Source organism: Pseudoalteromonas sp. ATL1 (assembly GCF_058933015.1).
Window position 1 is genome coordinate 2205646 of sequence record NZ_JBZYXL010000001.1, and the last position, 12603, is coordinate 2218248.

At 44.8% G+C, this 12603-nt stretch carries 13 protein-coding genes; 11 read left to right on the plus strand and 2 right to left on the minus strand.

What is annotated here, in order from left to right:
• The first annotated feature begins 31 nt into the window (after positions 1-31).
• From AC5FX4_RS09985 to AC5FX4_RS10035, 11 genes are all read left to right on the plus strand, one after another.
• Complete coding sequence (locus AC5FX4_RS09985) at positions 32-640, plus strand: hypothetical protein (protein ID WP_493606262.1); 609 nt, start codon at positions 32-34, stop codon at positions 638-640.
• The gene (locus tag AC5FX4_RS09990) at positions 630-1340 is read left to right on the plus strand and encodes a phage baseplate assembly protein V (RefSeq protein WP_493606263.1); all 711 of its coding nucleotides are present in this window, start codon (positions 630-632) and stop codon (positions 1338-1340) included. The genes AC5FX4_RS09985 and AC5FX4_RS09990 overlap by 11 nt, the downstream gene beginning before the upstream one ends.
• Positions 1341-1343: 3 nt before the next feature.
• Positions 1344-1643: a PAAR domain-containing protein gene (locus AC5FX4_RS09995; RefSeq protein WP_493606264.1), complete on the plus strand. Its 300-nt coding sequence runs from the start codon at positions 1344-1346 to the stop codon at positions 1641-1643.
• Positions 1644-1658: 15 nt separating this feature from the next.
• The gene (locus AC5FX4_RS10000; RefSeq protein WP_493606265.1) at positions 1659-1994 is read left to right on the plus strand and encodes a GPW/gp25 family protein; all 336 of its coding nucleotides are present in this window, start codon (positions 1659-1661) and stop codon (positions 1992-1994) included.
• A 118-nt stretch (positions 1995-2112) separates the two neighbouring features.
• Positions 2113-3276: a phage tail sheath subtilisin-like domain-containing protein gene (locus tag AC5FX4_RS10005; protein WP_493606266.1), complete on the plus strand. Its 1164-nt coding sequence runs from the start codon at positions 2113-2115 to the stop codon at positions 3274-3276.
• The gene (locus AC5FX4_RS10010; RefSeq protein WP_493606267.1) at positions 3276-3785 is read left to right on the plus strand and encodes a phage major tail tube protein; all 510 of its coding nucleotides are present in this window, start codon (positions 3276-3278) and stop codon (positions 3783-3785) included. Before AC5FX4_RS10005 ends, AC5FX4_RS10010 begins: the two co-directional genes overlap by 1 nt.
• Before the next feature lie 6 nt (positions 3786-3791).
• Entirely contained in the window at positions 3792-4049 is a 258-nt protein-coding gene (locus tag AC5FX4_RS10015) for a phage tail assembly protein (protein WP_476292802.1), read from the plus strand.
• Positions 4050-4336: 287 nt separating this feature from the next.
• A complete protein-coding gene (locus AC5FX4_RS10020) occupies positions 4337-7828 on the plus strand; it encodes a hypothetical protein (RefSeq protein WP_493606268.1) in 3492 nt (1163 codons plus the stop codon).
• Positions 7828-8274 (plus strand): phage tail protein, encoded by a 447-nt coding sequence (locus AC5FX4_RS10025; RefSeq protein WP_493606269.1) that lies wholly within the window; start codon positions 7828-7830, stop codon positions 8272-8274. Before AC5FX4_RS10020 ends, AC5FX4_RS10025 begins: the two co-directional genes overlap by 1 nt.
• Entirely contained in the window at positions 8255-8503 is a 249-nt protein-coding gene (locus AC5FX4_RS10030) for a tail protein X (RefSeq protein ID WP_246239855.1), read from the plus strand. The genes AC5FX4_RS10025 and AC5FX4_RS10030 overlap by 20 nt, the downstream gene beginning before the upstream one ends.
• Before the next feature lie 10 nt (positions 8504-8513).
• A complete protein-coding gene (locus AC5FX4_RS10035) occupies positions 8514-9557 on the plus strand; it encodes a phage late control D family protein (protein WP_493606270.1) in 1044 nt (347 codons plus the stop codon).
• 332 nt (positions 9558-9889) lie between these two features.
• Here AC5FX4_RS10035 and AC5FX4_RS10040 read toward each other — a convergent pair whose 3' ends face one another.
• Both AC5FX4_RS10040 and aceK read right to left on the minus strand, forming a co-directional pair.
• Positions 9890-10828 (minus strand): LysR family transcriptional regulator, encoded by a 939-nt coding sequence (locus AC5FX4_RS10040; protein WP_493606271.1) that lies wholly within the window; start codon positions 10826-10828, stop codon positions 9890-9892.
• Positions 10809-12557 carry a bifunctional isocitrate dehydrogenase kinase/phosphatase gene (aceK, locus tag AC5FX4_RS10045; protein ID WP_493606272.1) on the minus strand — a complete coding sequence of 583 codons (1749 nt, stop codon included), beginning with the start codon at positions 12555-12557 and terminating at the stop codon, positions 10809-10811. Before aceK ends, AC5FX4_RS10040 begins: the two co-directional genes overlap by 20 nt.
• Between the last annotated feature and the right edge of the window lie 46 nt (positions 12558-12603).

The window sequence follows — 12603 nt, forward strand, 5'->3', positions numbered from 1 at the left end:
TAGAAGCTGAGCATTTTATCAGAGAATCACTATGAATCATCGCAGTACCCTAGTTGAAAAGGTGCTTGAGTACCTGACGTCTGGATTACAAGGTATGGCTCAAGTTGGCCATATTAAACACACCTTGCCGTATCCAGATTTAACGCAAGTGGCGCAGCTTTGTGTCACGCTGATATCAGAACGTCAAGCCAGTGAGTTGCAAAGTACCGGGAGCGCATCAGGCGTTACCTATGGGCCTACGTCGAATAAGAACTTAAGCCCAAACCCGCTCGACAGACGAGTGTTAAAACTGCAACTAGACATTGAAGCGGAAGATGCCGATAGTATCGCGCTACTGAAGCGTTTGGATACCGTGATAGATTCCAGTGAAGCTTTGATGCAGGCAGACGGTGTGCCCGTTCCTTGGCAGCATTTTGTGGCGCAAAACGCCGAGTTTGCATTTACCAAACAAAGCGACTCCATGATAGGCAAAGCCAAACTTATTTGGGAATTTTACTATCAAGTGGAGCCGCCAGAAGAGTTGCCGGGGCCAACTATTACCGATGTGTATTTGGGCCCACAAGGCGGCGAGCATCATCATGTGGCAACCGTCAATGCACAAGGTGAAGTGGTGATCGCGGAGGTAGACAATGCTGGCTAATCCTTTGCAAAGTAATCTAGCACAGGCTGATATGCAAAGTCGTTTGGCAAAGCTGATATCGCTTGGCACTGTGAATGAGGTGGATTACGAAACAGCCAAGGTACGGGTCAAAATTGGTGATTGGCTCACCACTTGGTTGCCATGGCTAACCAATCAAGCGTTTAACGATATGACTTGGCAAGCGCCCGAAGTGGGCGAACAAGTGATGGTATTAGCTCCCTGTGGCGACTTAGCTCAAGGCGTAGTGCTCGGCAGTGTGTATCAAAAAGAGCACAACATCGACAAGGTAGTAAGCGATGTTGCCAAGGAAGAACGTATTAATGTACAGCGCACCAAGTACCAAGATGGTTCAATGGTCGAGTATGACCGCAACAAGCACCAATACTTAATTGATGTTAAGCAAGATACCGCGGTAATTAAACTCAAGTCAGCCAAAGACATTATCTTAGAGTGTGATAACGACCTGAACGTAATTGTGAAAAACAATGCCAATGTCACTGTCACGGAAAACGCCAGTATCACGGTTGAAAATGGCGATGCCAGTTTGACGACGAATAAAGGAAAAATTTCGGTATCTGCGAAGGATGCGTTGAATCTAAAAGGTTCGGTAGTGAATATCGAATCTACTGACGGCAACGTGGCAGTCAAAGCGGCAGCAACGCTCAAACTCAATGGTAGCCATATCAGTGCGCAGGAGTAAGTTATGCCAGCTATTTCGTTGGATGGTCATATTACCAACGTGCATGTGGGCTTTTTACCGGGTAGCGTCAGCGCCTCACAAACCACCTTTACGGTGGCTGGTAAACCCGTACTTCGCGTTGGCGATAAGATCAGTACCCACAGTATGATTGCAGACCCAAAAACCAAGCATATTAGCAAAACCATTTCGGCAGGCGCAGGGAGCTTTACCATTGCAGGTAAAGCTGTGGCTCGCATAGGTGATGCAACCAATTGCGGTGGTGCGATGGCACTGGGTGAAGGCAGTTTTACTGTGGGCGGTTAACAAAAAGGAAGCGCAATGATTGGTATGAACGCACAAACGGGTCGACCACTATCTGGGGTTGACCATTTAAGACAAAGTATTCGTGACATAGTGACGACGCCGCTCGGTAGTCGAGTAATGCGCCGTGACTATGGCTGTGGTTTATTCGACTTGCTCGACAGACCCTTTTCTACCTCTTTGGTTGGGGACATTACACTCGCCATTTCTGAAGGATTAGAAAAGTGGGAGCCACGTTTTCGCCTAGAGTCGGTAGCAGTACAACCTGCTGGCAGCGGCAAATTATCAATTGATATAAATGGCCTGTATTTAATTAACGGCGAACCCGTTTTAATCGAAGGCATTCAAGTTTAATACCTCAGGTATAACGACAAACAAACTGGGCTTAATCTCCCAATTATTTTTTAAATCTCAAACCACGCTATGCGTGGTTTTTTTGTTTCTAACTGACATACCCTTAAAGGAGAATCATATGTCACAATTTCTACATGGTGTAGAGGTGATCGAGGCGCAATCAGGCACTCGTCCAATCAAAACAGTAAAAAGCTCAGTAATTGGTGTTATTGGTACAGCACCAGCTGCAGATGCAGATAAATTTCCACTTAATACACCTGTATTAATTGCAGGTAAACGAGCTGAAGCCGCACCTTTAGGTACAGAAGGTACATTGCCAGCAGCAATGGACGGTATTTTTGACCAAGCTGGTGCAGTGGTTGTAGTGGTACGTGTTGAAGGTGCTGATGAGGCTGCAATTATGTCTAACATGGTTGGCGGTGTTGCTACAGATGGTACTTACGAAGGTGTTCAGGCATTCTTAGGTGCTGAGTCGGTGTTGGGTGTTACACCGCGTATTTTAGTTGCTCCTGGCTATGCACATCAACGTCCAGAAAATAATGCAAACCCAGTTGTTAAAGAAATGATTGGTGTAGCTGAGCGTTTACGTGCGGTAATAATCGCTGATGGCCCAGATACTAACGATGCAGACGCAATTGCATACCGTAAAGACTTTGGTTCACGTCGTGTATTTGTTGTTGACCCAGCAGTTAAGGTATTCAAAGATGGCAAATCGGTAGTTGAGCCTGCTAGTGCGCGTGTTGCCGGTATGATTGCAAAATCAGATAACGACCGAGGTTTCTGGTGGAGCCCAAGTAATACCAATATGAACGGTATTATTGGTACTGCACGTGCTATCGATTTCCAGTTAGGTGATAAGAGTGCTCGAGCTAACTTACTTAACGAAAGCCAAGTGGCGACAATTATTCGTCAAAACGGCTTTAAACTGTGGGGTAACCGTACGTGTTCTGACGACCCTAAATGGGCGTTCCTATCAGTTGTTCGTACTGCCGATATGATTAATGATTCACTACTACGTGCACACATGTGGGCAGTGGACCGCAACATCACTAAAACTTACATCGAAGATGTAACGCAAAGTGTTCAGTCTTACCTTGATTCACTAAAAGCACAAGGTGCGATTTTAGGTGGCCAAATTTGGGCTGATGAAGACCTAAATACCCCTGAAAACATTCAAGCAGGTAAAGTGTTCTTTAGCTTTGACTTTACACCACCAACACCGGCTGAGCACATCACCTTCAAGAGCATTCTTACCAACAACTACCTAGAGGAAATCGTATAATGGCAATGTCTCCTAAAATCTTAAAAAAGTTCAAGTTATTCGTTGATGGTAAAGGCTACCTAGGTCTTGCAGACGAAATTACGTTGCCAAAAGTAACGGTAAAAACACGTGAAGTCACGTCAGGTTTCCAAGCGCCAATCGAGCTTGATGTAGGCCAGCTTGAAAAGCTTGAAGGTTCAGTGACTTTACTTGAGTACAACGCTGACATGATGAAGCTACTAGGTGACTGGAGTGGTAAAACTACACCACTTACTGCACGTGGTGCAATTCAAGCACAAGGCGAAGAGCCAGTGCCAGTAAAAGTAACACTTGAAGGCTTCTTCAAAGAAGTAGATATGGGTAACTGGAAAGACGGCGAAGAAGCTAAACTAACGCTTCAATACGCTGTTCAAAAGTACAAATTAGAGATTGGTCAAGACGTTATCTACGACATCGACCTATACAACGACACTCGTATCATCAACGGTAAAGATCAAATGGCACTGCTACGTGCTGCAATTGGAGCGTAATAAATTATGACAGATATCATTAAACTGAACTTCCCAGTAACGGTCGACGCGCATGAGTATGCCCAATTGACAATGAGACGACCAAAAGTACGTGACCGTTTAATGGTGGACAAAACAGATTTGAGTGAGTCAGAAAGCGAAATTCGTTACTTCTCAAATCTGTGCGAGGTCTCTCCGGATGTAATTGAAGAATTAGACTGGAGTGATTTTGTCAAATTACGCGAGAAGCTACAGGCTTTTCTCGTATCCCGCCCAAGCGCTTAAAAGCCATGGTTATTGCCCTCGCTAAATATACTGGGTGGGGCTTAAACGAGTTAAACGCGCTGACCGAACCTGAGCTATGCGAATGGTTTGAGGCAGCCGTAGACTATAAACAATCGACTGAGGCGGGTTAATCCCGCCTTTTTTGTAGCGCAAATCGCATTATGCAGTGTGATTCGCGCTACAAAAATAAACATCACGCCTGCTTGTGCTAGCCAAATCTCCTTTGGTTGCAAGGCACTTCCAACACAGGCACGTCGCTCATTTCTTTGTATTTCCTAGGTATTGCTATGACAAATCAGGACTTTTCTGATCAAACTCGCCCACAAACTAAGGGCGCTTCGACTGAGCAGGGAACTGCCCAAAACAAGGTGAAAAACAAGCTGCCAAGCGTTCAGCCATATGAAGACATTAGCGTCAGTGCCGAAGTACTTGGGCAGGTAATTGCGCAACTTCAAAATGAAGCACTTGCGTTTGACACTATGCCGCTAGAATTATTACTTGGCCTTTTATCTCAATTTAACGTTAATGAACTTTTGGCAAGCCACGTTACGCAGTTGCGTGCGCATTTGTTGGATCTCAACGCAACGCTTGCTGAACAAACCAGTGCATTCCCTCAAGGAAAAGGTTCTCAAGGAGCAGATCTGCTAGGTGAAGGCCATCAAGAACAAGCACCAACCGTTGCTTTAGCACAGCGCCCTGCAAGTAATGGCAGCGCTACAATTGAAAGCAGCTTGCTGAGTGCGCAAGAATCGGCAGTGCGACAATTGGATGCACAAAGTGTGATGCGCGACAGCCTATCATCAGTGCAGTTCAGCACGGCGAATTTGCTCAATGCCATTGATGTTTCATCGCTCGACGAAAGCTTTACGCAACTAAATTGGTCTATCGGCGCGGTGGAAAACGCCATACTTGGACTTGGCAAAGATTTACCTAAAACTCTTGAACAAAGTGTTGGTAATGCCATTCGCGGCTTACTTAACACGGTAGCCAGTTTAAAAGTTGTCAACGTTAAAACGGTTCAACAGCAGCTAACAATAAATAACCAATTTACGGCAAAACCAAAAGGCAATCAGGCAAAGCCTGATAAAAATAAAATTGGTTTGTCTGATACGTTGCAAAGCGCAGCGCCGTCGGTCAGTGCATTAGAGCCAAAAGCTGAAAAAAAGCAGGCCCCATCCCAAGTAAAGCGTAACGGCACGCATGGCAACGCCACAAAGCACAGCGGTAAAAAAGGCAATAAGCGTTCAGTACCTTCGGCATTAAATGCGACTAAGCGAAATCAACGCAAAGCTAAAAATGTAGATTCAGGTAACTATAAACAGCCAGCTGCAAAGCAAGTTAGTGTGTTAAATCAATTGGATTTACAGAGTGTTGCTGCAGGGGATTTTTCCTCATTAATTGATCTTGCGCCCGACATTTTAGAAACGGCCAATCTAAAAGGCCCTGCAAAGGCATTAAAAACCGCGTTACCCGCGTTAAAACAGCTGGATATGCAAGGTATTGCCAGCGGCGATATTTCCTCATTGTTGGATGCTGCGCCGGGCTTAATGGAAGCGGTCAACTTTAAAGGCCCAGCAAAGGCATTAAAAACCGCGCTACCAGCACTTAAACAGCTCGACATGCAAGGTATTGCCAGTGGTGATATTTCATCATTATTGGATGCTGCGCCGGGCTTAATGGAAGCGGTCAACTTTAAAGGCCCTGCAAAGGTATTAAAAACCGCGCTACCAGCACTTAAACAGCTCGACATGCAAGGTATTGCCAGTGGTGATATTTCATCATTATTGGATGCTGCGCCGGGGTTGATGGAAGCCGCCAACTTTAAAGGCCCAGCCAAAGCGTTACAAAGCGCTTTACCAGCTTTAAAACAGCTGGATATGAAAGGGATCATGGAGGGCGATTTACAGTCCTTGGTGAAAGCGGGTCCTGATCTGCTTAACTCCTTTGGGTTTAGCGATGCGGCGTCTGTGCTTAAAAAGCATGGTGCTGCCATTGGTAAACTCGACTTTAAGGGGATTTTGAACGGTGATTTATCATCGGTAGGTGATGCCGCGACGGAGTTTTTATCATCGCTTGGTGATGATGAACAACCATCACAAAAGCAGCAGAAGAAAAAGCCAGCTAAGAATCGTAGAGGTAAGCGTCGCGGTGGTAAGCGCAATCAAGCGCAATATCGCAGCAACAAAAAACCGTGGGCTAAAGAGGGCAGAGATGTTACCCAAGCCAAACCAAAAGCAAAGCCAAAATCAGCAAAGCCAGCTTTAAAAGTATTGGATGGTGGCTTAAATGAGCAGCCTCGTAAGCAGTCATCAAAAACGTCAAATAAGTTATCAACAAAGCAGCCGGTTAAACAAACCAGCAAGCTAAAGCTTGGTCAAAGTGGCGCTGCCAATGACCCTATTTTTGGCAAGATGAATAAACCTAAGTTTAAAGCCGGTGGTTTATTTAAGAGCATAGTACGCAGCCCAATTGCAAAAACACTCGGCCGATTTACTGGTCCATTGCGTAGCATTATGGGCGCGGCTGATGTTGCTTCCACTTTGTCAGACGACAGTCTTAGCAAACGTGAAAAGTCTCAGCAAATTGGCACTGCTGCCGGTGGTGTCGGTGGTGCCATGGCGGGTGCCGCGGCGGGCGCAGCCATTGGCTCCATCATTCCGGGGGTTGGTACCCTTATTGGTGGTGCGATTGGCGGAGCAATCGGCTCGTTTGGCGGTGAGTCACTGGGTGGGTTTTTAGGCGACTGGTTTGGTAGCAAGATTGACGATGAAGCGCCAACCTCTCCAGAGACAAGTAATGCCGCGGACAGTGTGGCGCAAGGCTCGCAAAGCCAGCCGGCATCATTAGCCAATGCACAACCTTTGAGTATCGGCAAAGTAGACCAAACGCTTGGTCGACCCGCAGCAAATGACGCCATTGTTAAGTCAGTGGCCAGTAATACTCAGCAAACAGATCAGAGTAACAATCAAACGCTTAGCTCGCAGGTACAAAGCACATCGAGTCAGAATACTTCAAATCAAAGTACGTCAGTGACAAGTACCGCCAATAATACGGCGCAATCACAATCTGCCAGTACTTCAAATACATTTGGCAACATTTTGAGTTTAGCGGGTAATGTGCTCGGCCCTATGGGTGCCATCACGGGCACGATTATGGCGACGCAGCCCAGCGCCAATAAGCCGGGCAGTAAAATGAGCAAAGTGGCCAATGCCACTGGTGCTTTAGGTCATGCGGTGAACGGTTTAAGCATACTCAATACGGCGAATAACGATGCTTTATCAGCCAAAGAAAAAGCACAGAGCATCGGAGAAACAGGCGGTGGCTGGGTGGCGGGGGAGCTAATCAGTCGCACTTTAGGAAAGTCTAAAAATCCGGTATTGGCAGCAGCCGCACCGATGTTGAGCTTTTTCAGTGGCGGTGCAGTAGGCAAAGCAGTTGGCGGTGTTAGCGGTTGGTTTAGTGAAAAAGTACTGGGTAAAGAGCAGGCTAATGCAAAACCAATCTCAGAGCTGGCGGCTAAATCGCCAGATGCGGCTGTACTGTCATCAACACTTGAGAATGACCCAAATGCATTGCATGAAATTACCAATACAGAGTCAGCAGCATCTTCACAACCGAATGTAAATAGCAGTGTGACGGTTAATGCCAACATTACGGTAAACGCCACGCCTGAAATGTCTGCTGTAGATATTGCTGAACAAATTAAACAAGTGCTTGAGCAAAAGCAGCAACAAGCACAGCGCGATATGCGCCTGAGATATATAGACGAGGTAGCCTAATGGCAAAAGTAAGTAGTGCATCGCACATGATGCAACTGGGTGATTACAAATTCTCAGTCAGCAGTGCCGCTTTTAGTAAGTTAAGTTACGAAACGGAATATCGTTGGAAAACCCAAGACTCGCAAACGGAAAAAAACAGCCCAGTTCAACAATTTATTGGGGTTGGCAGGCAAAGTATTAACCTCGATGGCACCATCTATCCGCAACTGGTAGAAGGGGGCTTAGTACAGGTTGATAAAATGCGTGCGGAGGCTGCCAAAGGTAAGCCTCTTACATTGGGTTACGTAGAAGAAAGCGGTAAATCGAGCCCTTCAGTTGGTCGCGTTATGGGTAAATGGATCATCAAGTCGATTAATGAAGAGCGCAAGCTGTTTTTAAACGATGGTATTCCAAGAGAAATTCAGTTCCAAATGACCTTAGAGAGTTATGACGGCAATACAAAGTAACGAGGTGAATACGATGAATGGTGTTACCTATATTACCCGCGATGGTGACTGCTTAGACAACATCTGCTGGCGTCATTATGGACGCAGCAGTGACATGGTAGAAATGGTATTAGAAGCCAACCATGGCTTAGCAGAACTTGGCGCGATTTACAAAGAAAATATTGAAATATTCTTGCCAGAAGTGATTGAAAAACCAATTGCGCAAAACGTAATCAATATTTGGGATTGAGGTATAAACAATGGACAGTGGCAACACGAATATTCAACCTCAGTTTTCAATTAAAACCAACGGTAAGGAAGTCGCAAAGCGATTAGTTGACCGTATTGTTGACGTAAGAGTGAGCTTAAAAACTGGATTGATGAGCGACAGTTGTTATGTGCGTTTTGATAACTTAGAGCCTGCACCTATTCAAGTGTCAAAACCAACGGATACCGTTGAAATTGCTATGGGCTACAAAGAAGGAAACGAAGATAAAACCGCCACTTTGCAACCACTTGGTATTTTTGAAGTGGGTGAAACCAGTTTACGAGGGCCCCATCGCTCTATGGAACTGTTTGGTAATAAGCTGTTTTGGCACACCACACTGAAAACACCAAAACAGCGCTCATGGCCGGAAGATCCTAAAAAGCCCAAAAAACTCGGAGAGCTGGTGTCGGACATTGCTGGTGAACATGGCTTAGATCCGCGAGTGGGCGACGTTTTCAAAAACATTGAGCTACCCCATATTGAGCAAAATGAGAGTGATGCCCAGCTGCTGAGTTCATTGGCTGAGCAGTTTGATGCCATTTTGAAAATAGCCTACGACAAGCTGATCTTTATGGCGCGTGGTACAGGCAAATCACTGTCTGGTAAGTCGTTAACGGAAGTTGAAGTGAGCAACTTTAAAATACTCGACTGGCATTATGAGCAAGGCGCTTATCGCCAAGTGGGTGAAGTGACCGCATTTTACCACGACTTAGAGACGGCTACCCGTATGCCTGTTAAAGAAGGTGAGGGCGGCCCCGCGCTGGTATTGCCCTATGTGTATGCTGATGAAGCAACCGCTAAGCGGGCCGCGAAGGCAAAACACAGCCGTTTAAAACGTGCGACCAAAACACTGGCTTTATCTATGATTGGTGATGCGAAAATTGTGGCGGGTGCGGTGATCAAGGTAGTTGATAAATCCACCACAGAAACAAACAAAGTTGAACAAATCTTGGGTAAGTGGTTTGTCTGTGAAGTAGAGCACCAAATTAACTACCAAGGTTTTCGCTCTCACTTATTGTGTGAGCAGCTCGCTTAAGCGCTAGACCCTATAAATAAAAACTTAAACTTACTATTCAATTAATTAATGCCCAGTTGGTGCAATACCGTCTGGGCTTTTTTCGTCTTCCTAATACCAATCCGCTTAACTAAGTTGTCTATTTTGAGGCAAGAAAACTTTGTCGGTAGCTAGGCAAAAATTTCGTTATTTAGTTGTTCTAAATGAGAAACTTTTAACGCAGCTATCGTCAGGTTTAATCCCTCAAAATGATTAAGTGTTATTGCGGATTGATATAAATCCTACCAACGATTCCTTTCTCCAACTCAGGCCATCCTATGTTTTTGTATAGGCTCTGGCCTCCTTCCACAATATCATTTCAACTCTTGTGCAACTTCCGCAATTTTTTGCCTAAGCCAAATATGACTTGCATCTCGGTGCAGCAACGGACTCCATATCATATCCAACTCAAAAGGCGGGATAGGGAACGGAGGTTCCAAAACAGCTAAGGTTGGATCATCTTTGTAGATATTTGCTGCTTTTGACGGCAAAGTTGCTATCAAGTTTTGCTCTTTCGCTAAATGTATAGCTACATGATAGTTACGCGTAAATGTGGCGATATTTCTATGTTTGCCAAAATGCGCTAAGGCTTCATCTACCCAGCCCAACTTTTGTACATCAGCAGGGTCCATACCCACACCGACACCAAACCCGGTTTTACTTACCCAGATATGGCGTGCTTTTAAATAGGCATCTAGGGTGAAGTTATCAATGATTGGGTTATCTGATTTGATCAAACAGCAAAAGCTGTCTTTCCATATTTGTTTGTGGTGAAACGACTGTGGCAAATTCTCAAATCGGTTAATGGCCATGTCCACTTTGCCATTTTCAACGTCATGGAATGTCACATCACTTGGTGTGAGAATATCAAGTGTTGTATCTGGGGCTTCTTCATGTAACTTATTCAGCAACTTTGGAGCTAGTGTACTGGCAGCATAATCACTGGCCATAATGCGAAATACGCGATTACTTTGGCTGGCAACAAATTCTCTATTTGGCGCTAAGGTTTCTTCCAGCGTCATCAAAATACCACGGATCACAGGCTGTAATTCTAGAGCACGTTCGGTGGGTACCATCCCTTCACTGGTTCGCACCAAAATCGGATCATTAAATAAGTTACGTAGCCTTTTCAAACCGTTACTCATCGCAGGTTGGGTGATACTTAACTGATTTGCGGCGCGTGTCACATTACACTCGCGGAGCAAGGTATCTAGGTAAACCAACAGGTTTAAATCAATTTTGCTGATGTTCACGGCGTTCCTTTGTTTTATTTAGTTGTTTAAAGCGCTGTGTTTGAGGATAAGGAAATACATGTTTTACAACCTTATTTTTTATATCCTTTTGCGCTTGTTGCCAATAGCTGGCGCTTAGTAGCTCTGGATGCGCTTTTTCAAATACGGCTCTGAGTGTAGGGTTTGTGAGTACAAAAGTACACAGCTGCTCTGGAAATACATCTTGTGGTGCCGCTGAATGTTCGTCTGTACCAGAGTAAAGGTCCAATAGATCTGTTTTCGGTAAAGACCTAAAATTCATGTCTGTTAAATATTGAACTTCATCGTAATCGTAAAATATCACGCGTTGATGCGCCGTCACACCAAAGTTTTTGAGCAACATATCTCCAGGAAAAATATTCGCTTGAAGCATTTCTTTAATTGCGTTGCCGTAATCTCTTATGACCGCTTCGGTTTGTCGCTTATCTGCCTTTTGTAAATACAGATTGAGTGGGATCATCCGTCGTTCGATGTATAAATGCTTGATAACGAGTACGTCCCCCTCGTCTTGCATACTGCCAGCAATGGTTTGCTTTAGCTGTTCGTAAAGCTCTGGCTCTAGGCGTGTTTTGGGGATGACCACATTCGAATATTCTATGGTATCTGCCATACGGCCAACACGGTCGTGGTTTTTAACTAATTGATAGCGCGCGAGAACCGTATCTCTACCAAATGGCTTACTCTCTGCAAATGTGTCCTTGATCACTTTGAACACATACGGAAAGTTGGGCAGCGTAAATACCATCATGACCATGCCGGGAGTGCCCGGTGCAATCGAAAACTTGTCTTTGCTATGGTTCAAATGATGCAAAAACTCGCGATAAAATTCCGTTTTGCCTTGTTTATGAAAGCCAATGGCATTGTAGAGTTCGGCGGGAGTTTTGTTTGGCATTAGCTGATTAAGAAAGCGTACCAGCGCTGAAGGCGCATGAGTTTCAACCATAAAGTAGGCGCGTGCAAATCCAAAAATTACCCTCATTTGCGATGAGTTAGTCAACAAGGCGTCAATATATAATGCGTTATGCTCATTGTGTAAGACTGAAATGATAAATGGCTGTATGCCGCTGGTGGAAACAACCCGGCCGATAATGTAGGCGCCTTTATTACGATAAAAAGGGGATTGCAATATATCAAAGCGCATTTGATGACTTTGATGATGCGTATCCGGTGCTTGGCGAATAAAAGCCTTAGTCAGTAATTTTATGTCTTTGTTTAAATCATTAAACTCACATTTAAAGTCCATGTGATTGATGATTTTTTTTATTGTCGGCTTTAAGCCATCCACAACAGGGAAGTAGCTGCGATATTCCGCTTCAACTGGCAGTGCGGGGGCATCTTTTAGTGTGGTTTCTACAAAAATAAAATCGTTATTAAAATATCGCCTGTGAAACAATCTGCAAAACACGGAATTATAAAATGTTTCAGCCAGCTCGGCTTGAGGGTGGAAACTGAGTAAGCTCAAGTATTCTTGTTTTACTTGATACCAAAGTGGTTCTTGTAAGTTTTTGCAAGGAAGTGCTTGTTTTAGTTGCGTAATGGTTTCTTCTACACGCTCATCATAATGGCTAATGCGAGACTTACTGATCTGTTGTGTTCTAGCCCCGTCTTGCTGTGCAAAAGCACAACTGGCCTCTTTGGTAATTGATTGAAATAGCTGATAATGTTTTGTAAACCCTGCGAGGATCAGTTCGGCTACTGAAAATGGCGACACTCTGCTCTCCAAGTCATCGGACCTGTTCCTAGGTTAACGGATTTTT

Excerpts from the sequence above, each read along its gene's own strand:
- AC5FX4_RS09985 (WP_493606262.1), top strand. The coding sequence starts at position 32 with ATGAATCATCGCAGTACCCTAGTTGAAAAGGTGCTTGAGTACCTGACG.
- AC5FX4_RS09990 (WP_493606263.1), top strand. The coding sequence starts at position 630 with ATGCTGGCTAATCCTTTGCAAAGTAATCTAGCACAGGCTGATATGCAA.
- AC5FX4_RS09995 (WP_493606264.1), top strand. The coding sequence starts at position 1,344 with ATGCCAGCTATTTCGTTGGATGGTCATATTACCAACGTGCATGTGGGC.
- AC5FX4_RS10000 (WP_493606265.1), top strand. The coding sequence starts at position 1,659 with ATGATTGGTATGAACGCACAAACGGGTCGACCACTATCTGGGGTTGAC.
- AC5FX4_RS10005 (WP_493606266.1), top strand. The coding sequence starts at position 2,113 with ATGTCACAATTTCTACATGGTGTAGAGGTGATCGAGGCGCAATCAGGC.
- AC5FX4_RS10010 (WP_493606267.1), top strand. The coding sequence starts at position 3,276 with ATGGCAATGTCTCCTAAAATCTTAAAAAAGTTCAAGTTATTCGTTGAT.
- AC5FX4_RS10015 (WP_476292802.1), top strand. The coding sequence starts at position 3,792 with ATGACAGATATCATTAAACTGAACTTCCCAGTAACGGTCGACGCGCAT.
- AC5FX4_RS10020 (WP_493606268.1), top strand. The coding sequence starts at position 4,337 with ATGACAAATCAGGACTTTTCTGATCAAACTCGCCCACAAACTAAGGGC.
- AC5FX4_RS10025 (WP_493606269.1), top strand. The coding sequence starts at position 7,828 with ATGGCAAAAGTAAGTAGTGCATCGCACATGATGCAACTGGGTGATTAC.
- AC5FX4_RS10030 (WP_246239855.1), top strand. The coding sequence starts at position 8,255 with ATGACGGCAATACAAAGTAACGAGGTGAATACGATGAATGGTGTTACC.
- AC5FX4_RS10035 (WP_493606270.1), top strand. The coding sequence starts at position 8,514 with ATGGACAGTGGCAACACGAATATTCAACCTCAGTTTTCAATTAAAACC.